16 protein-coding genes and 1 other RNA gene are annotated in these 20874 nt (G+C 65.8%); 7 read left to right on the top strand and 10 right to left on the bottom strand.

Going from position 1 to position 20874, the window contains the following annotated elements; all coding sequences use genetic code 11:
* The first annotated feature begins 121 nt into the window (after positions 1-121).
* On the top strand, positions 122-1153 hold the full coding sequence (locus tag J7396_RS07325) for an aldo/keto reductase (protein ID WP_209261239.1): 1032 nt from the start codon (positions 122-124) through the stop codon (positions 1151-1153).
* A gap of 82 nt (positions 1154-1235) precedes the next feature.
* Here the strand turns inward: J7396_RS07325 and J7396_RS07320 are convergent, their stop codons facing one another.
* From J7396_RS07320 to J7396_RS07295, 6 genes are all read right to left on the bottom strand, one after another.
* Positions 1236-1832, bottom strand: coding sequence for a hypothetical protein (locus J7396_RS07320; protein ID WP_122272545.1), 597 nt, complete (start codon positions 1830-1832; stop codon positions 1236-1238).
* Position 1833: 1 nt separating this feature from the next.
* On the bottom strand, positions 1834-3654 hold the full coding sequence (locus tag J7396_RS07315; RefSeq protein ID WP_122272546.1) for a S8 family serine peptidase: 1821 nt from the start codon (positions 3652-3654) through the stop codon (positions 1834-1836).
* A 109-nt stretch (positions 3655-3763) separates the two neighbouring features.
* Positions 3764-4372: a hypothetical protein gene (locus J7396_RS07310; protein WP_209261238.1), complete on the bottom strand. Its 609-nt coding sequence runs from the start codon at positions 4370-4372 to the stop codon at positions 3764-3766.
* A gap of 1 nt (position 4373) precedes the next feature.
* Positions 4374-6170, bottom strand: a complete 1797-nt coding sequence (locus J7396_RS07305; protein ID WP_209261409.1) for a S8 family peptidase — start codon at positions 6168-6170, stop codon at positions 4374-4376.
* A gap of 856 nt (positions 6171-7026) precedes the next feature.
* On the bottom strand, positions 7027-9408 hold the full coding sequence (locus J7396_RS07300; protein ID WP_209261237.1) for a TonB-dependent receptor: 2382 nt from the start codon (positions 9406-9408) through the stop codon (positions 7027-7029).
* A 392-nt stretch (positions 9409-9800) separates the two neighbouring features.
* Entirely contained in the window at positions 9801-11864 is a 2064-nt protein-coding gene (locus J7396_RS07295; protein ID WP_209261236.1) for a TonB-dependent receptor, read from the bottom strand.
* Between the two features lie 162 nt (positions 11865-12026).
* On the opposite strand from J7396_RS07295, the gene J7396_RS07290 reads away from it, so the two are divergent.
* From J7396_RS07290 to J7396_RS07280, 3 genes are all read left to right on the top strand, one after another.
* A complete protein-coding gene (locus J7396_RS07290) occupies positions 12027-12443 on the top strand; it encodes a MerC domain-containing protein (RefSeq protein ID WP_008571877.1) in 417 nt (138 codons plus the stop codon).
* Between the two features lie 60 nt (positions 12444-12503).
* Positions 12504-12571, top strand: a non-coding RNA gene (locus tag J7396_RS07285) — sX9 sRNA.
* A gap of 304 nt (positions 12572-12875) precedes the next feature.
* Entirely contained in the window at positions 12876-13058 is a 183-nt protein-coding gene (locus J7396_RS07280; RefSeq protein WP_008571876.1) for a 30S ribosomal protein THX, read from the top strand.
* A gap of 300 nt (positions 13059-13358) precedes the next feature.
* On the opposite strand, the gene J7396_RS07275 is transcribed toward J7396_RS07280, so the two are convergent.
* The 4 genes from J7396_RS07275 to J7396_RS07260 all read right to left on the bottom strand — a co-directional run bounded on the left by J7396_RS07275 (position 13359) and on the right by J7396_RS07260 (position 18212).
* Positions 13359-14750: a chloride channel protein gene (locus J7396_RS07275; RefSeq protein WP_094030634.1), complete on the bottom strand. Its 1392-nt coding sequence runs from the start codon at positions 14748-14750 to the stop codon at positions 13359-13361.
* Between the two features lie 124 nt (positions 14751-14874).
* On the bottom strand, positions 14875-16173 hold the full coding sequence (locus tag J7396_RS07270) for an ectonucleotide pyrophosphatase/phosphodiesterase (protein ID WP_209261235.1): 1299 nt from the start codon (positions 16171-16173) through the stop codon (positions 14875-14877).
* Positions 16174-16209: 36 nt separating this feature from the next.
* Positions 16210-16752 carry a methylated-DNA--[protein]-cysteine S-methyltransferase gene (locus J7396_RS07265; protein ID WP_209261234.1) on the bottom strand — a complete coding sequence of 181 codons (543 nt, stop codon included), beginning with the start codon at positions 16750-16752 and terminating at the stop codon, positions 16210-16212.
* Positions 16749-18212 carry an AlkA N-terminal domain-containing protein gene (locus J7396_RS07260; protein WP_209261233.1) on the bottom strand — a complete coding sequence of 488 codons (1464 nt, stop codon included), beginning with the start codon at positions 18210-18212 and terminating at the stop codon, positions 16749-16751. The genes J7396_RS07265 and J7396_RS07260 overlap by 4 nt, the downstream gene beginning before the upstream one ends.
* Positions 18213-18359: 147 nt before the next feature.
* Here J7396_RS07260 and J7396_RS07255 point away from each other — a divergent pair, with 147 nt between their 5' ends.
* The 3 genes from J7396_RS07255 to J7396_RS07245 all read left to right on the top strand — a co-directional run bounded on the left by J7396_RS07255 (position 18360) and on the right by J7396_RS07245 (position 20856).
* Complete coding sequence (locus tag J7396_RS07255; protein WP_065628369.1) at positions 18360-19586, top strand: hypothetical protein; 1227 nt, start codon at positions 18360-18362, stop codon at positions 19584-19586.
* Positions 19587-19662: 76 nt separating this feature from the next.
* Complete coding sequence (locus J7396_RS07250; RefSeq protein WP_005912872.1) at positions 19663-19917, top strand: hypothetical protein; 255 nt, start codon at positions 19663-19665, stop codon at positions 19915-19917.
* Between the two features lie 402 nt (positions 19918-20319).
* Positions 20320-20856, top strand: coding sequence for a DUF4019 domain-containing protein (locus tag J7396_RS07245; protein ID WP_011348040.1), 537 nt, complete (start codon positions 20320-20322; stop codon positions 20854-20856).
* Positions 20857-20874: the final 18 nt, after the last annotated feature.

The following is a 20874-nucleotide window of genomic DNA, read 5'->3' as shown; positions in this document are numbered from 1 at the left end:
AGTGCGCCTCAGGCGGCATTCGAGGCGCATAAACACTGGTTTCGCGCCCAGCATTCCACAAGCGCGAGCGGCCAGCGGTCACCCAACGCATCTCTCATTCAACGTTACCAAGGAATTCTCAATGGAAACCCGTCTACTGGGCCGTTCCGGTTTCAAGGTGCCCGTGCTTGGCCTGGGGGCCGGCACGTTCGGCGGTAAGGGGCCGCTGTTTTCTGCATGGGGCGATACCGATGTGGCGCAGGCGCGGCGCATGATCGATGTGTGCCTGGATGCAGGGCTCAACCTGTTCGATACCGCCGATGTGTACTCCGATGGCGCATCCGAAGACATCCTTGGCCAGGCCCTGCAGAGCCGCCGCGATCAGGTGATTCTCTCGACCAAGACCGGCCTGCGCCTGGGCGATGGCCCCAACGATGCCGGCGCCTCGCGTTTCCGTTTGCTGCGTGCGGTGGAGGCCTCCTTGCGGCGTTTGCGCACCGACTACATCGATCTGCTGCAGCTGCACGCCTTCGATGCGATGACGCCGATGGAAGAGACCCTGTCCACGCTGGATGGCTTGGTGCGCGCGGGAAAGGTGCGCTATCTGGGCGCGTCCAATTATTCCGGGTGGCAGCTGATGAAGTCGCAGGCGGTCGCCGATGCGCACGGCTGGAGCCGCTTTGTCGCCAACCAGACGTATTACTCGCTGGCCGGGCGCGACTACGAATGGGAGCTGATGCCGCTGGGTATCGACCAAGGTATCGGTGCGGTGGTGTGGAGCCCGCTCGGTTGGGGGCGGCTGACCGGCAAGCTGCGGCGTGGGCAGCCATTGCCACAACACAGCCGTCTGCACGCCACCGCCGCGGCCGGCCCGGCGATCGACGATACGCGCTTGTTCGACATCGTCGATGCGCTCGACGTCATCGCCGCAGAGACCGGCCGCAGCGTGCCGCAGATCGCCATCAACTGGCTGCTGCAGCGGCCGACCGTGAGCACGGTGCTGATTGGCGCACGCAACGAGGCGCAACTGCGCGAAAACCTCGGCGCGGTGGGGTGGTCGTTGACCGAGGACCAGCGTGCCCGCCTGGATCAGGCCAGCGCGGTGGAGCCGCCGTACCCGTACTACCCCTATTGGCGCGGGCATTTTGCAGAGCGCAGCCCGCTGCCGCTGTAAGGCGGGCTGCGCCAACGCGCCACGCTGCAACACACTGCAGCAGCGTGGCACGCGTGACTGCCGCGGTCCTCGTGCAGTGGCGTCACAACGGCCGTGCCGCCGGAACGATCACTTCCGGCTTGATCGCGCCCACGCCGTTGCTGCCTTGCAGCTGGCGGCAATTATTTAATGCGGTCATCGCCGAGGCATAGCCGATCATCGCGCTGCCGTCGGTGGCGGAGGCATAGATCAGCCTGCCGCCCGTACGCGTGGCCAGTGCGCGCGCGATGGCTGGCGTGGTCTCGAACAATTTGATCGAAGCGCCGAGCAATGCCGGCTGGCCGCTCCGCGTTTCCAGCGCGGCAACGACGGTCGCCGGTGGTTCGCTGCGCGCGGTGCGCGCGACCGCGTTCGCCGCGCCGCTGGTGTCCAGGTAGATCGCGTAGCGATCGACGCGGGCAACCGGTGCGTTCGCGCTGGCCTGCGTGCTTGCTAGCGTTTGCGTGGCGGCCGTACCGCGCGTGGTGTCGGCCAGCTGTACCACTGCCGCTGGAATCAGCCGGAAACTGGCACGGTCCACCACCACGGTTTGCCCGGTTGCGGCAGCCCGCAGGCGGACGCGATCGAATACCTGTGCCGAGGCGGGTGCAGACATGCTGGCGGCAACGACGCACAGCAATGTGATCAGAGAAGTTTTCATGTCAGTGGCCCACCACGCGCATTTCGAATTGCTGCAGTTGTTCCTTGCCGTTGTCGGCGAGCATGTCGTCCACCTCCAATGTCCAGCGACCGGCGGCCGCCTCATCCAGGAAGGCATTGCTGGAGGTCAGGAAGACCACGAAGCCATCGCCCGGATCGAGCGTGGAAAACGGCGTCATCACGGTGCTGCGGGTGCCGCTGGGCGAGACCAGCACGGCGCGCAGTTGACGAGGATTCTTGTGCGTCCCCGCGAAGTACAGCTGTACGCCTTCCACCTTGAAGGACTGCTTGATGTCGATCGCCAATCGCGCTGGCGAACCGATACCGCCGATGGTGCTGCTCTTGCCGTCATAGACGGTCCACTCGGTGTCTTGCATTGCAGGCAGCGGAGTGAAATGCATCGCACGCTCCACCGCCGCGGCTGCATCCACCAAGCCGAAGCCATACCAGTTGCTGAAACGGTGGCCGGCCGCGTTGGTGATCCAGGCGGGCTCGATCACGGCGTCCTTGTAGAACGCCTTGGCCTGATGGGGATCGACCTGCACCGCCGTCGTCGCCAGGATGTATTTGACATCGCGCAACGTCAGTTGCGGGTTGGCGCCCAGCATCAGCGCTGCGACGCCTGCAACCGTCGGTGTGGCGGCAGAGGTGCCGTTCATGCGTGCGCTGTAGTTGCACGAGGCATCGATCTTTGAGTGGCTGGTATCCAGCGCGTTCTGCGGCGCACGCGTGCGATCGCGGTTATTGCCTGCCGCGCATCCGCTCAGATCGGTCGTCACGATCGCCGGTGAGAAGAATGGTTGCGGTCCCTGTGCAGCGAGCAGTGTATAGAACGGACTGTAAGTCTCAGGATGCGGGTCGAAGCGACGCTGGAACCCAAATTCGCCGGAGAGACCGGACACCCACACTGCGGATCCGGGCGAGGAATAACTCGCACGCACACCGTCGGCGTTGACCGCACCGACCACAATCATGGTGGTCAGGCTGTTGAGGTTGTCGATATTGGCGCTGCTGCAGGCGACGCCAAGCTGCCGGGTCTGGTCGCTGCAGCGATCGATCAGCTTGCCCTGTGCATCCACATCAAGCAGCGTATTGAAATCATTGCCGGCTGCCTTGACGTAGATGCCGCCCTTGCCGCCACGCTGGGCACGCATCATTTTTTCCAGAGAGCGCTGCTCGTCGAGATCGCTGAATGGATAGACCGCTGTCGAGATGCCGAAGCTGTTGTTGAACACGTCCATCGCACGGGCTTCCGGGCCATCGCCCCAGGAGTAACGGATATCGACGTACTGCTTGCTGCCATCGACTATGGAAAGTGCATTGAAGCCAGCTACATTCGCCTCCGGCGCAACACCGCGTCCACCCAGCCCGTTCCATCCGCGTGCCGCGATGATGCCGGCGACCGCGGTGCCGTGGTCATTGTCGATTTCATCCGCAGGCGGCGTCGGATCGTTGGAACCATTCAAGAAGTTATGCGAGCCGCCGGCAACGATGTTGTCGACGAGATCCTCATGCGCAATCTCAAGCCCGCCATCGATGACCGCCACCTTGACTCCGGCTCCGCGAATGCCAAGCGTGTGCAGGATGTCCACATCCAGATCGACGCCTGGCCGTGGACGCTGGTCGCCGAACACCGGCTGGCCTTGATTGAGCAGATGCCATTGGTAGCGGAACAACGGGTCGCTGGCATTGTTTGTGTTCTGGGTGGTCTTGATCGGCGCGTCAACGCCGGTTGCTGCAGCATCGGCTGTCAGCGAGAAGGGCCCGAGCGCCAGCAGGCACGCGCAAAGCAGCGGCAATCGCCGCAGGGGAGACAGTGTCATGGCATGGTATCGGTCATGGGGGCGCACGCCAGATGCAGGTGCCGGCCAAACCGGCCGGCAGGCTGCCTGACGTGAAACGGCCGCAGGGATCGGCCTGCGGCCGATGTACTTACATCGGTTGCATCACCGCCTGCATGACCACCAGCGCCGCCTGCGCGACACCGCTGCTGCGCTGCAGGCCGGGCAGTGCGCGCTGGGCCTGGTCCACCGATGCATAGGTGATCACCGCGCTGCCGTCCACCGTCGAGGTGTATGCAATGGTTCCGCCGGTGCTGGCAGCCAGCGATTTCGCAGTGGCGGGCGTGATACCGGTGAGTTTCACCTGCGGGTTGACCAGCACGACACGCCCGTTGCGCTCATTCACCGCAGCGGCGATGGGGCGTTCGGTGTTCGTGGCAAGACTGCGTGCGGTACCCGCAGGCGCATCCAGCACGACCGCATACGGCCCGATGCGCGCGGCGACCTTGTCGCTGGGGGCCACCGCACCCGTAATGCCGGCTTTGGCTGCCGACCGCTGCGCCGATATCGCGTTCCGTGGCGGCTTGTGCTCGCTCACCACCGTGGCCGGCAGCATGCGGAACATGTCCGGTCCGGACTTGAAACGCACGCCGGTCGCTGCCGCACGCAGGGTGTTGGCGTCCATGTATTGCACTGCCTGGGCAGCACCGGTTGCGGCGAGTGACAGCGTCAATAGGCAAGCAACAATCATCGGTTTCATATCAGTGCCCCACGATGCGAAGTTTGAAAGCGTTGAGTGCGACAGTGCTCCTGGGATCGCTCATGTCGGTCACTTCCAGGGTCCAGATGCCGCGCGATTTCTCGTCCAGAAACGCATTGCTGGAGGTCAGGTCGATATAGAACCCGGTCTGCGCATAAGCAGCCGGATCCAGGACGGAAAACGGCGTGGCGACAACGCTGCGCGTCCCGCTCGGCGACACCAGCACCACACGCAGGTTGGACGGCGTCTTGTGCGCCGACTGCAGCGACAGCTGCACCGCTTCCACCTTCATCGCCTGCTGCACACGGATGCGCAGTTTGCCCGGGCGCGCCGGGCCGCCGATCTGACTGGCGGCATCGGTGGAGCTGATCCATTGGGTATCGCGCATGGGCGGCAGGGGCGTGAAATAGCGCGCCTTGTAGACCGCGGCCGCGGCATCGGCCAGGCCGAAGCCGTACCAATTGCTGAAGCGGTGCCCGGCTGCGTTGGTGATCCAGCCCGGATCGATCACGCTGCCCTGGTAGACCGCCTGCGGCTGCCATGGGTCGATCTGGCGCGCGGTTGTCGCAAGGATATATTTGACGTCGCGTGCGCTCAGGCTCGCATTGGCACCGAGAATCAACGCAGCCACGCCAGACACCGTGGGCGCTGCAGCCGAGGTGCCGTTCATGACGGCGTTGTAGTTGCACGATGCGTCGATCTTCGACTTGCTGCCGTCCAATGCGTTGTAGACCACGTCGGGAGCTTCGACGTTGTCGCCAGCTGCGCAGCCGCTGAGATCGGTGGTGACAATCGCCGGATCGTAGGCATAGGGCGCCGAATCCGGGAAAAAGGTGGACGCTGCGTCGGGATAGAACTTGCGTTGACGGCCGAACTCGCCGCCAAGACCGGAGACCCACAACGCAGAGCCTGTGGACGAATACGAGGCACGGGTGCCCTTGGCATTCAGGCTGGCCACGACGATGGTTCCAGGCAGATTTGCCAACGGATCGATGTTGGCCAGCGAGCAGCCGACTTTCAATGCACGCGATTGTTCGCTGCAGCTATTGACGGGGTTTCCGTTCTCGTCGGGCGCAAGGAAGCGCAGGAAGCTATTGCCCGCAGATTTGACGTAAATGCCGCCAAGGCCTCCGCGTGTCGAAGCCATCAATGCTTCCCAGCTGCGCTGGTCTTCCAGCGGAAAATCCTGGTAGAACGGGGTAGTCGAACCCCAGCTGTTGTTGAAGACATCGATGTTGCGCGCCTCCGGCCCATCGCCCCATGCATAACGGACGCTGGCATCGGTGATCGAAGAATCGCGCGCAAACATGTCGAATCCTGCCAGTTGCACTTCTGGCGCCACGCCGCGTCCGCCGCGGCCATTCCAGCCCACCGCACCGATGATGCCGGCGACGGACGTGCCGTGACCATTGTTCGGGTCGATCGGCGTGGTGTCGTGTGACCCGTCGCCGAAATTGTGCGACCCGTTTGGCAGGATGTTGTCTGCCAGATCTTCATGGCCCAATTCCAGCCCATCGTCCACTACGCCGACCCGCACGCCGCGGCCGCGAATGCCCAGGGCATGCAGGATGTCGACATCCATGTCCACGCCGGCGACCGGACGGCTGTCGCCGATCACGGCCTGCCCCTGATTGGAGATATGCCACTGGTACCGCAGCAATGGGTCGTTGCCAGTGGCTTTCGCTGTGGCGCTATTGCTGGCGCTGGCGCTGGCAGTGGCCGGGGTGGCGGCAGCCGTTGCCTGGGTGGCAGCAAGTACCGACGGCGGCGTACTGCCGCTCAGGAGGACAACGATCAACAGCGCGAGAGGTCGCCTGCGAAGAGAGTTCATTCCGTTTGATTCCAGTCAAATGGGGGGCGCCGTCGAGTGACACACTCCTCCGTCAGGCCAACCGCGCGATCGGCCTTTGCAGCTGCTCCACTCCACGAAGCTCGCGCCTGTGAAGCCGGTGTTGGTGGAGCCGGAAAGAGGAATGCGAGTGAAGGACCCAACAGGTGCCAGCCGGGTCCGGAAAGCCCGTCAGGCAGTGCGATCCGAAAGCCGAGCTGCACCGCAGGCAGTCAGATGCGGCGTGTCGATGCCCGGGGTGTGCGACATCGATGCAAAGGAGGCTGCAACAAGAGCCATGTGCGTTTATCCCAGTTGAGTTACCAAGCGCATGTCTGCCGATGGACGCTGCGGTCAGGTCCGGCGTCGGCTCCCCTGTGCGTGTCGACGCAGCCGATGTTGTCGATGCGTGTGCATCAAGAACGCCTGGATTACAAATGGGGGCAGCATTGTCTGCAAGGCATGCCAGCGACGACATCTTCGTGACACATCGCGCAATTTACGGCTGGCGTGTCGGGTGATGCGTTGCATGCGAAGTTCTGCCGACGAAAATTGCAGAAAAATTTGGCAGTGGCAGTCACTTCGATCGAAATAAGCGATCACGATGCGTCGTCGTGCTTCGCATGCGGCGCTGTTCGGCTCCGTCCTGTCATCACCGTGTTACACGGTCTGCCGCGCATGGGAAAACGCATGGGGCCCGCAGCGTCTGGCAACGTCGGCCATGGCCCGGGCATGCCAGTGCCACCAGGCTGCGCATCGAGACATGCGGTAGCGAGGTGCCGCGCAGCAGTCTGCGCTGCTGCGCGGCTCAGCGTGTGGCGGCAAACTACCAGCGGTAAGCCACCGACATCTGGAACTGCCGCCCGGCGATGGGGCGGCCCATGAAGACACCACCGGTGGCTGCGCCAGGCACGCGCACGTTGCCTTCGGTCAGGCCCAGCGTGTCGGTGACGTTGCTGCCGCTGGCCGTCACTTCCCAATGTTCGCCCACATGCAGGTTGGCGCCGATATCCAGCATGTCGTACGAAGGCAGGCGCTGGCTGTTGGCCAGGTCCGCAAAGCGCTCGCCGATGTACGAATAGGTAGCAAACACCTTGAGGTCGCCGAACGGCAGCATCCAGTAATAGCTGGGCGTGATGCGGAACTGGCGCTTGGGTTGGCGCATCACCTGGTTGCCGGTGAACTCGCGATAATTGCGGTACTTGGCGTCCAGCCACACCCCGGTGCCAGCCAGCTCGAACCCGCCGAACGGCCGGATCGCACCCTCCACCTCCAGGCCACGTGCGCGCGAATCGCCCACGGCGGTGAAGTTCTCGCCATTGGCCAGGAATGCCTGGAACGGCGAGTTCTTGAAGGTGTTGTAGAACGCGGTGAGATACAGGTCGTAGACGCTTGTGCCGGACTTCAAACCCAGCTCGTATTGATCCACGTCCTGCACGCGGGTCTGCCCATCGCGCAGGTTGTCGAAGCCGGGAAACTTCACCCCGGAGTTGACCCGCGCAAACAGGCTGTTGTGCTGGTCCAGCGTGAAGTTCAGACCGGCTGTCCATGACAGCGCTTCATCGTTCTGATCGATGCGCCGGGTGGTCGCCAGCGCCAGCGAGGTGGCGTTGTCGTACAACGTGGCCGGGTTGCCATCCAGATCCACGGTCGTAGTGTCGTGCACATCGCCGGTGACGCTCTGGCGCTCATAGCGTGCGCCCAGGTCCAGGCGCAGGCGTTCGCTCAGCTCCCACTCGTCGGCGACGAAGGCGGCGATGTTTTCGCCGTCGTACTTGGCGCGCAGGTTCAAGAACGCGGTACTGGTGAACCCCTGGCGCGTGGCCTGGCGGCCATCGTCCAACGCCACATCGATGCGGCGCGCGTTGTTTTGCGCGGTGAGCAACATGGTATTGCCCAGGTACCAGGTGTCGGCAGAGGAATACTTGGCGTAATACGCGCCCACCGTCAGCGTGTTGCCGGCAAACAGCTCGCGGCTCAGACGCAGGTCGTTGGTAAAGGAATTCAGGCGTTTGTCCACCGACCACCATCCGGCTTCGAGCACCTGCTGATTCGCATCCACCACGCCGCCCCCATTGGTGTAGCTGGCGCTACCACTGCTGCCGTAGCTGGCGATGAAATCGCCCAGGCGTTGTGGCGCATCGCCGGTAAACAGCGCGTAGGTCGGTGCGCTGCCGCTGATCACGTTGAAGCGGTCTGCAACGGTCCAGCCGCCGCTCTCCCAGTTCCATTCGCCGCCGAACACGTCGATGTTGACGCCGCGCCCGTCGGCCAGGTCGCGCCGCAGCGTCTGGCCATCGGGTCCGACCAACAGATCCACATTGCGGAAGTCGCGGCCGAGCAGGGTGCCGGTCTGCGCGTTCAAGCCGGGGAAACTGGAAAGATCGTTGCCGTTGTTGCGCGAGAGCAACGGGATCGCGGTGTAGAACGCGTTGTTATCGTCGGTGTGGCGCGCGTAGAACGACAGCTCGCCGTTGTCCCAGCGCTTGCTCAAGGTGGCGCTCAACTGGCCGCCCTTGTCGGCGGAGAACTGCGGGTCGCGCACGCCGTCGGTTTCGCGAAAAAAACCGCCTACGCTGTAGTACCAGCCATTACCCATCGGTCCGCTGTTGAACACATCGATGCGGCGCAAGGCGTTGTTGCCGCCGGTCAGGCGCACGCTGCCTTCGGGTTCGTCCTGGCCTTTTTTCTGGATGAAATTGACGGTCAATCCGGGCTGGCCGTTGGAGAAGATCGGGCTGGAGCCGCCGCGCAGCACTTCCATGCGATCGACGGTGTCATCGACACGGAACAGCGTGGAATTCTCCAGGAACGACAAGGTCGGCGGCGGAAACAGCGGCGAACCATCCAATTGCATGGTCACGAACGGCGCATCGCCTTCCGATGGCATGCCGCGCACGAAGATGTTGGCGCCGGTGCCGCCACCGCTGGGCTCGGCCCACACTCCGGGCACGATCTTGAGCAGGTCGGCGGTGCTTTGCGGCACCGCCTGCTGGATCTGCTCCGGGCTGGCCGTGGTGATCGAAAAACTGGCGTCGCGCTTGGCCAGGCCCTTGAAGCGCGCGGTGCCGCTGACGATAACCGCATCCAGCGTGGTGGCCTCCTGGTTGCCTGATGCAGGCGTGGCGGTCTGCGTGCGGCCATCCGGTGCCAGCAGCGCGGCAGCGACGGCAAGCGAAAGGGTGTAGCGGGGCGATGAAAAACGCATGCGCATGGCTCCTTTTCTTAAAGTGCAAGAACGCTGCCGAGCCACGCCGCGTGTGCAGGCATCGGCAGCCAGTGCACGCGCGCGCCCGCGCTATCGCGTCGCTTGCGCCCCCTGTCAGCGCAGTGCTAATGAAGTTTTAACCCTAGATGCGCCGCAGCGTGTTGTGCGACGCAGCAGCCGTGGGCTGCGCTTCCACGTTGGGAAGAAGGTCGTGCTGGCGTGTCGCGCGTCGGTGCTCCCGTCCTGAGTGCCGTGCAAATCCACGCGCTGGCGAACGCGACTGCAGGCGCAGTACAGTGCGCGCAAGCCGGCGCCGATAGCTCGGCAATGCACATAAAAAAGGCCGCCCGAAGGCGGCCTTCCTTCCAGTCAGCAGGGGAGAGAGTCTGCCGTCAGAAGAACAGGCGCACGCCGAACGAGGCGCTGCGGCCAGGAAGCATCACATCGTCCTTGAGGAAGGAGGTGTGCACGCGTGCGTCCTGGTTGGTCAGGTTGTTGCCGTCCAGGAACACTTCCCACGCCGTGCTGCCGCGGTCCACGTGATACGCCAGATGTGCATCGACGAAGGTGTAGCCGTCGGTCGGCGTTTCGTTCACTGCCACCTTGTCCTGCTTCATGGTGCGGGTGGCACCGAGCGATGCGCGCCACTGCTGCGCATCCCAGCGCAGCTGCGCACCGAAGCGGCCCGGTGCGATCCGCGGCAGGTTGCCGCCATCGTTCAGGCGCGCCCGCACGGTATCCCCGAACACGCGCAGGTCCCACGCACCGTTCTCGTTGTTGGCCAGGTGGAAGGTGGCCTCGCCTTCGAAGCCGTGGAAGATCGCATCGGCCTGCGTCCACTGGCGAATCGGCAGGAAGTCGTTGTCTTCTTCGTTGAACCACTGGCCGCCGGTGTCGACGATGTAGACGAAGTCGTTGTAGCGGTTGTAGTACGCCGCCACCTTGGCATCCACCCAGTCATTCTGGAAATTCAATCCCAGCTCGGCCTGGTTGGCCTTCTCGGTCTTCAGGTTGGCGTTGCCGATTTCGAAGGCGAGGGTGGCGATGTGCGGGCCGTTGGCGAACAGTTCTTCTTCGGCCGGCGCGCGCTCGGCATGGTCCAGGTTGGCGGTCAGACGCCATTGTTCGTTGAAGCGGAAACCGCCGCTGGCCGAGAAGCTGGTCGGCGTGAAATCTCGATCCACGCCGACATCGGTCTGGTACTTGACCTTGTCCACGCGCGCGCCGACTTCGGCGGTGACCCGCTCCCAACTGTTGCGCGCAACGGCAAATGCGCCGAGCGAGCGTGTATCGGTCTTGGGCACGAAGGATTCTTCGCCGATCGCCTGGAAGGTGCTGTCGCTGCCTTGCAGGCCGAATGCAGTCTGCCAGCCGCCGCCAAACGTGAACGAGGCTTCCACGCGGCCTTCGTTGGCCCGCTTGGTGAACACGGTGCCGACTTCGGCGCCTTCGAATTCGGTATGTGCGTAATCGGTATGGCCGAAGCTGTAACGCAACGCGCTGCCTTCGCCCCACGGATCGGTCAGCCCGCCCTTGAGGTCGTAGCGGTCCTGCTGCAGTTTCAGCGACACGCCGCGCTCGCCGATGGACGGGTCGCCCGGCTCGCCCGGGTTGCCGTAGTTGTCGCGGAAACGCGATGCCGACAGGCCGACAAACCCCCAGTCGCCGGACAGCGATGCACCGATCGAGCCCACCTTGGAATCGATCCAGCTGTTGAGCTGGCGACCCTTCGGCGTGTCGTAGTCGTTCTGGTTGCGATACACGCCATCGGCGTGGATCGACAGTCCGCTGCCATTACCGGCATCGACGCGGAACATATCGGTGTTGCCGTCCTTGTCGCCGCCGTCCATGCGCACTTCGGCGCGCCCGCTGAAGCCGTCCACCGGGGTCTCGGCGATGCGCCCGTCGACCACGTTGACCACGCCGCCGATGGCGCCGGAGCCATACAGCAAGGTCGAAGGACCCTTCAGCACTTCGATCTGATTGGCCAGGAACGGCTCGATCGCCGGGGAATGGTCCTGGCTGACGGTGGATACGTCCTGGGTGGACAGGCCGTCGCGCAGCACTGCCACGCGCGGGCCGTCCAGGCCGCGGATGATCGGCCGGCCCACGCCGGGTCCGAAGTTGGAACTCTGCACGCCGGGCAGGCTGGCCACGGTTTCGCCCAGGCTGGAACTGCGCACCTCGTCCAGACGCTCGCCGGCCAGCACTTCCACCGGGCGGCTCAACTCACCGGCCGCATCGCGCAGCGGGCTGGCGGTGACCACCACCTTGTCCAGATCCTTGATATGACGCCCACTGGAGGGGCTGGCATCGTGGCGCGTGTCCGAACTGGGCGGGGTCTGCCCATCGGCAGCGACCGGAGCGTCCTCGGCCATGGCCAGGGCAGGGGTCAGCAGGCTGGTCAGGGCCAGCGAGAGCGCAGAACGGCGGAAAGAGGGAGCAAAAGAGGGCATGGTGGACCGTACTCTGTAATTGTTACTGTGTATCAGTGGTAAGGCGCAGCTTTCCTGCTGCGCCGGCGGCGAGCCCGCATGACTGCGCGATGCACTGATGCGGGGCTGGAACAGTAAGATGTTATATTATTCCACGTCGCCGCGAGTACCCTGCTGGACGTCATGCCTCTACCAACCCTTCGCCATCTTCTTGACCGCTTCGGCGCAACCGGCTCGCTGCTGTGCGCGGTGCACTGTGCGGTATTGCCACTGGTGCTGGCGCTGGCGCCTTCGCTGGGCCTGTCGTTCTGGCTGGGCGACGGGGTGGAACGGGCCATCGTGGTGTTCGTGACGCTGCTGGGCCTTTTCAGCCTTGTGCTCGGGTATCGCCGGCATAAAGCGCTGCATGCACTGGCGTTGCTGCTGCCCGGCCTGGGGTTGCTGTGGCTGGGCCTGCTGTACGACCCGCTTCATCATTCGGTGGTGCCGCATGCGGTGGTGATGACGCTGGGCGGCGCCCTGGTCGGTATCGCCCACCTGGTCAATCTGCGCCTGAATCACGGGCATGGGCATGTGCACGACGCCAGCTGCGCGCACTAAGAGCGGCTAACAACACGACTGCGCAGCCGCCAGGCGGGCGCGGCCGGTGCTCGGATCGGCATGTACCACGCGTACGCTAAGGTTCTGAGCGTGCCTACCTGATAGCTGCTCGCTACGTTTTGTCAGCCGCACTAAGCCTTTGTCGTCGTGCGGTTGCGCCACCGCCAGGCCGGTGCGGACAGCGGAGTTCCTCCCGTCCGCCCCCTGCATTTTCTGGCTGCTCTGCTGCTCCAACCGCGGCCGAGCACAGTCCACGACTGCATCCATCGTTCTTGGATCGATCAGTGCGGCAAGGCGGCCGGGCGCTGCCCAGCTACGCGCGCCGGGGCCGCCGTGGTAGGCTTGTCGGCCTTGCGCGAGGGCGCCGCCGGTGAAACCTCGCCAGACCTGTGCCAGCACGGGAATTTGTATTCACATTCAGGAGTCGACGAAATGGGTAAGGGTGACCGTAAGACCGCCAAGGGCAAGCGCTACAACGCCAGCTACGGCAATTCGCGTTCGCACGCGGTGAGCAAGGTTGTCGTGGGTGCAGCTGCCCCGGTTGCCAAGAAGGGCGTGGTCAAGGCCCCGGCCAAGAAGGCCGTCGCCAAGAAGACCGTCGCCAAGGCCGGCTGATCCCGGCCAGCTTCGCGACACCAGAACGCGGCGCTTGCGCCGCGTTTTTTTATGTCCGCTGTCCGGCATTGCCCGGCCGGCATCGTGAAGGCGCCGGCTGGTCAGGCGATGCCCGATCAGTTCGCGGCAACGTCTTTTCCCCGGCACGTTCATGGACCTGGCGTACGTGTGCGCGCTGGCTTACGCCTGGCGCCACCCGATCAACGCCGGGACATGTGGTCGATCACCAGGCGACCCGGCACTGGATCGTTGCTGTCGCAGCCGGCCGCGCTGCGCACTGCTGGCCGGCCGCATCCAGCGTCAGTGACCAGGCGCGGAAGTCGTCGGTGCCACGGTAGCGCCACCCGGTGCCAGCAACTGCTCGGCCAGGCCACGATAGATCGGCGTCTTGCAGACCAGCCCGGAGACTGCGCGCGCGATCAGTACGGTGGCCAGGATCGGCAGCAGCATCTGGCTGGTGTCGGTGAGTTCCAGCGAAATCACCGCCGAGGTCAGCGGCGCCTGGGTCACGCCGGTGAGATAGGCGCACATGCCCAACAGCACGAAGGTGCGCGGGTCCACGCTGGGCATCAGTATCGAGAGGTTGTGGCCGATGCCGGCACCCACTGCCAGCGCCGGCGAAAACAGGCCACCTGGAATGCCGGCCAGATACGAGACCAGGTTGGCGATGAGTTTCATCATGCCGAACTCGTGGCCGACCACCGCATGCCCCTGCACCAGGCTGCGCGCCTGTTCGTAGCCGGTGCCGAAGGCGCCTTGCCCGAACACCAGCGCCAGCCCGACCAGGGCAACGCCGCACAACGCGGCCAGCAGCACCGGATGCCGTTGGCGCAGCGCGCCCAACCAGCGCGGTTTACCGCTGACGCTGGCCAGCACCATCCGCGCGAAGATGCCGCCGAGTAACCCGGCCACGCTGCCGCACAAGGCGATCGCCAGCCAGGCCTGGCCCAAGGGCAAGGCCACGGCCACCTTGCCGAAATAGGTGTAGTTGCCCAGCAGGCCCAGCGACACCACCCCACCGACGATCACCGCGGTGAGCAGGGTGCCGGAAAAGCGGTGCTCGAAACGCCCGCTCAGCTCTTCAATCGCAAAGACCACGCCCGCGAGCGGGGTATTGAATGCGGCCGCGATACCGGCGGCGCCGCCGGCGAGCAGGAAATGCGAGAGCTCGCGTGGGTCGCGAAAACCGAACCAGCGCCCGAACACATGCATCAGGCTGGCGCCGACATGCACGGTGGGTCCTTCGCGTCCCACCGATGCGCCGCCGAGCAGCGACAAGGTGGTCAACGCGAGCTTGCCAACCGACACGCGCAACGAGAGGTTGCTGTCGCGAAACGCCGGCTCCGGGTGCTCCAGCGCGGCTATTACCTGCGGAATGCCGCTGCCGCGCGTGGGCCGCAGCGCACCGGAGGTGAGCCAGGCGAGCAGCGCGAAGATGCCCGGCGTCAGCAGCAGTGCCCACCAAATCGAGTGTGCGGTTATGCGTTGAAATAGATGAAAGGCCGCGTCGCTGGCCTTGGCGAATACGATCGCCACCAGCGCCACCGCAATGGCGCCGCCCCACAGTGCAGCGCGACGACGCCAGCCTTCGCTGGACAACAACGGCCGCAAGCGACGCGGCGGGGGATTGGAACCAGACATTGCGTCATTGTCGCACTGCTGGGCCGCAGCGGTGTCTACAGCGAGCCACATTCCTGTGCTGTCGCCGACATGAGCCGCGCGGCCACGACGTGGCGCGGCGTCTTGCCTGCGTGCGCGTTTTCGGCGTGGATGCTGCGCGCGCGCATGGCGGCGTTGCTGCGGGTGCCGGTCGCGTCTATTTGGCGTCGGCTGCCGGCGGCACGCGCAAGGCCGGCAGCAAGGTTGCCGGGTTGCCATCGTTGGGCGCTGCCGGAATACCCAGCAGCCGGGTCATCAGCGCATACACATCCACGTTGTCGAAGCCTGGCAGTGTCTTGCCTTGCGCCAGGTCCGGGCCTTGCGCCAGGAACACCGCCCGCATCGATGGCAATGCCGGATCGAAGCCATGCGAGCCACGTGTGCCCCGCTGCGCGCGTTTGGCAAGCTTGTCCGGGAAGAGTGCATCCCAACCTTCGTGCATCTGGCACACGATCGACGGAATGCGCGGGTGGCTGCCGTACTGCCAGCGTGCCGGCAGCTCCGCCTTGCGCCAGCAGTCGTAGTGGTCGTGCGCACCGAGCACGCTGGCCTCGGCAGCGTCCTGTTGCCCGGGCAGTGGCTGCAAGCCGATCACCTGGCCATCGGTGATTGCGGTGGCGATCTGCGGCGGCGCGATGTCTTCCACGCTGATCGCATGCCCCGGCGCAACCTCGGCCATGCCATGGTCGGAGACCACGATGATGTTGGTGCGCGTACGCGTGCCATCGCGTTGCATGCCTGTCAGCAGCCGGCCGATGGCCGCATCCACCGCGCGCACGGCGTCGGCGTATTCGCGCGATTCCGGGCCGTGGTCGTGGCCGGCTTCGTCCACATGTTCGAAGTAGAGCGTGACGAGGCGATTGTGCCGGGCGCCGTCGGTTTTCAGCCAGCCCCGCACTGCGTCCACGCGCGTGTCCAGGCGCACGCCTTTTTGATAATGGCGCCACTGCGACGGGCGTACGCCCTTGATTGCCGCCTCGCTGCCTGGCCACGACCAGGTGGCCGCATGCTGGCCGCTGTTTTCCACGCCCACCCACACCGGTTCGCCGCCCCACCAGCGCGCATCGCCCACCGCCTCGGACTTGCTCAACCAGAAACCCCCAAGCGTCGGGTCGCGCATGCTGTTGTGCACGATGCCGTGGTGGTCCGGGCGCAGCCCGGTGACCAGGGTGTAGTGATTGGGAAACGTCAGCGACGGATACGAGGGCGTCATCCAGCGCGCACGTACGCCTTCGCGTGCCAGTTGCGACAGGTTCGGCGTGATGCCGCGATCGAGCATGTCCGCGCGCAGGCCGTCGATGGAGATGAGCAGCAGTGTGTGCGGGGTGCTGGCCGATGCGGTCTTGGGCGCTGCAGTTGGCGCCTGCGTGGGCGCGCTGCGCGCAGATGGCTGGCTGCTACAGGCCGCAAGCAAGGCAAGCGCCGCTGCGGCAACTCCAAAACGTCGGTCGATCATGGCGTCAGTTTACGGCGCAGCGATGACGCCGCGAAGTCAGCCAGTGCGCACTGCCGAGGCAGGTGCAAACAGATCGTCGGCGCGCGCGCCACGCGGGGACCAGCCTTCCAACTGCAATAAGGCCTGCTTGGTCGGCAGGCCGCCGCCGAAGCCGGTCAACGTGCCATTGGCGCCGATCACGCGATGGCAGGGCAGCACGATCGGCAGCGGATTGCGTCCGTTGGCAGCGCCCACCGCGCGGCTCGCGGCCGGCTTGCCGACCGCCTGCGCAAGTTGCGCGTAGCTCCAGGTCTGCCCGAACGGAATCTGCGCCAGCGTGCGCCAGACCGTCAGCTGAAACGGTGTGCCGACCGGCGCCAGCGGCAGATCGAAACTGCGTCGCCCGCCATGCAGGTAATCGAGCAACTGTTCGCGTGCTTCGCGCACCAGCGGCGCATCAGGGTCGTGCAACCAGCGCGCACGGCCGATGGCGTCGTAGCGGTTCTGCGCGAACAGGATGTGGTGCACGCCGCTGTCGTCGGCGGCCACGCTCAGTGCGCCGATCGGCGAGGGAAAGGTGTCGTAGTGCAGTGTGCTCATGCGCGGGTGTCCTTGCGGTCGTTGGCCAGATGCCATAGGTGCAGCACGGCGTAGGCGCGCCACGGTCGCCACGCCTGCGAACGGGCGTCGGTGGCGCGTTCGCTCAGGCGCCCGGGAGCGCCGAGCACCTGCTGCAGGATCAGGTCGCCGGCCGGAAACGCGTCCGGATGCGACAACGCACGCATGGCCACATAATGCGCGGTCCACGGCCCGATTCCGGGCAGCGCGGTGCAGGCGGCGATGAAATCAGGCAGGCGCTGCCCGGCACCGAAGTGCAGCTGGCCTTGCGCGCAGGCCGATGCCAGCGCACGCAGCGTGGCGGCGCGCGCACGCGGCAGCCCGAGTTGTTCCAGCGGCGCGTCGGCCAGCTGTTCGGGCGTGGGGAAACTGCGATCCAGTCCGGGTGGCATGTCGGCATGATGACCGCCATGACGGTTCACCAGCCGCGCTGCCAGCGTTGCCGCGCCGGCCACGCTGATCTGCTGGCCCAGCACCGCACGCACCGCCACTTCGAAGCCGTCCCACCCGCCGGGTACGCGCAGCCCGGGGCGGCGCGCGAGCGCCTCGGCCAGCAACGGTTCCGGCGCGAGCGTGGCGTGCACGGCCTGCAGGTCTGCATCCAGATCGAATAGCCGGCGCACGCGCCGCACGATCTGCGGAATCTGGCGCGGGTCGGTGGCGCCGATGCGCAGCAGCAGTTCCGCGCGCTGCGGTGCCGCGCTGACCTCGATCACGCTGGCCTTGCCCGGCGGGCCGATGACGCGCCGGTAGCCGTTGGCATCGACCTGCTCGATGCCCGGGATCGCGCGGCGCTGCAAGAAGGCCAGCATCGCCGGCAGATCCAGTGGCGGGCGATAGCCCAGGCGCAATGTCAGTTCGCCGCCGGGGACCTCGGTACGCTGCTTGCGCAATGCAGAGGGCGGCATGCCGCAGCCCTGCACGAAGGCCGCGTTGAAGCGGCGCAGGCTGTTGAAGCCTGCCGCAAGCGCGACCTCGGTGACCGGCAGGGCGGTTTCGGTCAGCAATTGCTTGGCCAGCAGCAGCCGATGCGTGCCGTGCACCTGGATCGGCGTGGCGCCCAGCTGCTGCACGAATTGCCGCTGCAGTTGGCGCGCGCTCAAGCCCACCGCATCGGCCAGCGTCTGCACCGGCTGCTCCTGCAGCGCGCCGTCGGCAATCATCGCCAGCGCACGCTGCACGCTTTCTTCGCCCAGATGTTGCTGCGCCTGCGGCGACAGCTCCGGCCGGCAGCGCAGGCACGGCCGGTAGCCGGCGGCGCTGGCTGCCGCGGCAGTGGGGTAGTAACTGACATTGGCCGGCTTCGGCGGCGGCGCCGGACACACCGGGCGGCAATAGATGCCGGTGCTGCGCACGGCGGTGAAAAACAGCCCGTCGAAGCGTGCATCGCGTGCCAGGCGCGCGCGGTCGCATTGGGTTCGGTCGGGCGTTGCGGTCTGCATGGCGCCAGTCTATGCGCTCGCCCTGGCGCCGGCTGGCCGTTTTCGGACAGGGTTGCGGCGAGCCCGCGCGTTCATGGCCGGGTCAACCCATCGACCCATTCAGCCATAGACTGCGGGTGATCTCCGTCGCGCTCCGTGCCCCACATCATGCTGAAATCGGTTTGTCTGTCCCTTGCCTGCTTGCTCCTGCTGGCCGCCTGCGATCGGTCGGCGACCTCCGCCGATGCAGCGGTTGCGCAGCAGAGTGGTGCAGGGCAGGCAAGCGATGGCGATCACATGGTGTCGGTGGATACGCCCGACCCGGTCCCGCCACCGCGCCCGCGCACGCAGGCGGGCGAGGCCGGCTGGCCGCAGGCGGAACTGGAATCGGGCCAGGCCTGGATCAGCTGCGCGACCGATTACAGCCGCGAGGCCGGCGACGGCACCCTGTTGCCGGCACTGGACCGGGCCAGCGTGGAAGCGGCGCTGGCGCCGTGCCGCGAGACCGGGCTGGTGCGGGTGCGCTACGCCGGCAAGATCAATGCAGGTTTTGCGGCGCTGGTGTGGCGGCTGGCCTCGGTCGCGGAGCAGTGGAAGTTGCCGCATCGCATCCTGGACCTGGATTCCAGTGGCGGGCAGGTGGAGGCGGCGATCCGCGCCGGCGATACCATCGGCGAGTCCAACTGGACCATCTGGGTGCGCGAAGGCTCGATCTGCCACAGCGCCTGCGTGTTCGTGCTGGCGGCCGGCGACAACCGCCTGGTCGCCGGCAAGGTCGGCATTCACCGCATGATGCGGATCAGCTCCAAGGCCACTTCGCGCGCCGAGCTCAATCGCGAACTGCGCGAAGTCTACGGCAACGTCAAGGATTACCTGGAGCGCAACGGCGTGGCGGTGGCGGTGGCCGACTTGATGATGACCGTGCCCAACCGCAGCCTGCGCCTGCTCAGCGTGGAAGAGTTGCGCGAATACGGGCTGGACGGCACCAACGCCGTGCAGGACGATCTGGAACGCATCCGCCAGATGCGCAAGTGCGGCGATGCCTTCGTACGCCGCAAGGACGCGTTTCTGGTCGCCTTCGACCAGAAGTGCAAGGGCGAGGGTGCAGACCTGGACGCGGTCAATGCCTGCGGCCTGGCCTTGAAGCAGCGCTTCGGCTTTCCGGATGCGGCCTGCCCGGAAGAAAGCCCGCTGGCCGAAACCGATGCCGCGGCGCTGCCGGCCAGCCCGACGTCCGAGACGCAGACCGGTGAGGCGCAGGCCGGCCAGACGCACAACGACCAAGCCCAGCGCGATGCCGCAGGTGCGGCGACACCTGCAGCCGAGCCAGACTCCGCGCCAGCGCAGGACGCGGCCCAGGCCGGCCCGTCGCCCGCGACGCACCCCGACGGTTGAGCGCAGTGATGGGCTTCACGCGTATCGCACTGCGCGCTGCCTATCGTCGCTGCATCACAACCGAGCCGGGGGGCGTATGCGAGGCAAGACCAAGGGTGTGTTACTGGCATATCTACCTTCGGCCCTGTTGGTGCTGGTTGGCTTCGGTGTGGCCGAGCTGCTGCGTCTGGCCGCTGCGGCCATGCACGAACAATGGCCGGCGACGCTGGCCACCTGGCTGAGTCTGGCGGCGCTGATTGCCGCGATCGCGCGTGCCTTCTGGGTCAGTTGGCGTCTGTGGCGGCCGCGTGGCGTGGCGGCCGTACCGCCGGCTCCCGGGAGCGAGGTCTAGATCGCGTTGACAACGGCAATGGGAATTCAAGGTTGGTGCGTGCCTGTGCGGAATGCGCGCCTGGTCACTTCACGTGATTGCGGCACGCGTCCGCGCACCCAGCCGAGCCCGACATCTGCAGCATGCCTGCCACTCCAGACAGAAGGATGAAACGCCGCTGCCAGACCTGATGACTTCCAATGCGCGCATTGGTGGCCGGAGGTCTCTGCTCGCCGCTTGCGCGCTCGAGAAGTGTGTTTTCCAAAAGGCCCGCGTCAGCGCTTGCTTTGTCGCCCTCAGCGCCGTCCCCGGACCTGCAGCCGCAGACTTGTGTTGCGCATGACGCGCTCTAGACTGCGCTACCCACTAAAAGGTGGGTGGCGCCTCTCCCTTTCCACCCGATCCGTACAAGGTCCCCATCCAATGCTTCGTTCTCGTCTGGTTATCGTGTTGGCACTGGCTCCAGCGCTGGCGTTCGCTCAACAACCGCAGGCGGCCGGTCGCCCTGCCAGCCCGGCGGCAGCGCAACCGGCCGCTGCAGCGCCCGCAGGGCAGCCGGCGCTCAGCCCGGCGCAGCAGGCGCAGCTGACCAAGCAGAACACCGAGATGACCCAGGCCGCCTTGCGCGTGGCGCAGATGGTGGACGGCAACCAGGTCGCGTCCTTGTGGGATGGCGCGTCCAAGGTGGCCAAGACCGCGGTCAAGCGCGACGTCTTCGTCAGCCAGATCGGCACCGAACGCGCGCGGCTGGGTGCGGTGGTGGGGCGCGGGCAGGGCTCGGTCACGCGGGTCAAGTACGGTCCCGGCGCGCAGGTGCCCGAAGGCCTGTATGTCAACGTCAGCTTCCCGACCCGTTTCGCCAAGGCGCAGCAGCCGGTCCGCGAGCTGGTCTCGTTCCGTCTGGACGAAGACAAGACCTGGCGGTTGGCCGGTTACAGCCTGCGCACGGCGGTGAAGTGATGTTTCCATCGGCCGGGA

Source organism: Xanthomonas sp. A1809 (assembly GCF_017746015.1).
GTDB lineage: Bacteria > Pseudomonadota > Gammaproteobacteria > Xanthomonadales > Xanthomonadaceae > Xanthomonas > Xanthomonas euvesicatoria.
The sequence above is the reverse complement of the archived record's forward strand: the minus strand, read 5'-3'. Positions and strand labels throughout refer to the sequence as shown.

Bases quoted from the DNA above. Each gene is read 5' to 3' on its own strand.
- J7396_RS07290 (WP_008571877.1), top strand. From the start codon at position 12,027: ATGCCTCTACCAACCCTTCGCCATCTTCTTGACCGCTTCGGCGCAACC.
- J7396_RS07250 (WP_005912872.1), top strand. From the start codon at position 19,663: ATGCGAGGCAAGACCAAGGGTGTGTTACTGGCATATCTACCTTCGGCC.
- J7396_RS07280 (WP_008571876.1), top strand. From the start codon at position 12,876: ATGGGTAAGGGTGACCGTAAGACCGCCAAGGGCAAGCGCTACAACGCC.
- J7396_RS07300 (WP_209261237.1), bottom strand. From the start codon at position 9,408: ATGCGTTTTTCATCGCCCCGCTACACCCTTTCGCTTGCCGTCGCTGCC.
- J7396_RS07260 (WP_209261233.1), bottom strand. From the start codon at position 18,212: ATGCAGACCGCAACGCCCGACCGAACCCAATGCGACCGCGCGCGCCTG.
- J7396_RS07315 (WP_122272546.1), bottom strand. From the start codon at position 3,654: ATGACACTGTCTCCCCTGCGGCGATTGCCGCTGCTTTGCGCGTGCCTG.
- J7396_RS07295 (WP_209261236.1), bottom strand. From the start codon at position 11,864: ATGCCCTCTTTTGCTCCCTCTTTCCGCCGTTCTGCGCTCTCGCTGGCC.
- J7396_RS07255 (WP_065628369.1), top strand. From the start codon at position 18,360: ATGCTGAAATCGGTTTGTCTGTCCCTTGCCTGCTTGCTCCTGCTGGCC.
- J7396_RS07265 (WP_209261234.1), bottom strand. From the start codon at position 16,752: ATGAGCACACTGCACTACGACACCTTTCCCTCGCCGATCGGCGCACTG.
- J7396_RS07320 (WP_122272545.1), bottom strand. From the start codon at position 1,832: ATGAAAACTTCTCTGATCACATTGCTGTGCGTCGTTGCCGCCAGCATG.
- J7396_RS07245 (WP_011348040.1), top strand. From the start codon at position 20,320: ATGCTTCGTTCTCGTCTGGTTATCGTGTTGGCACTGGCTCCAGCGCTG.
- J7396_RS07325 (WP_209261239.1), top strand. From the start codon at position 122: ATGGAAACCCGTCTACTGGGCCGTTCCGGTTTCAAGGTGCCCGTGCTT.
- J7396_RS07275 (WP_094030634.1), bottom strand. From the start codon at position 14,750: ATGTGGCTCGCTGTAGACACCGCTGCGGCCCAGCAGTGCGACAATGAC.
- J7396_RS07270 (WP_209261235.1), bottom strand. From the start codon at position 16,173: ATGATCGACCGACGTTTTGGAGTTGCCGCAGCGGCGCTTGCCTTGCTT.
- J7396_RS07310 (WP_209261238.1), bottom strand. From the start codon at position 4,372: ATGAAACCGATGATTGTTGCTTGCCTATTGACGCTGTCACTCGCCGCA.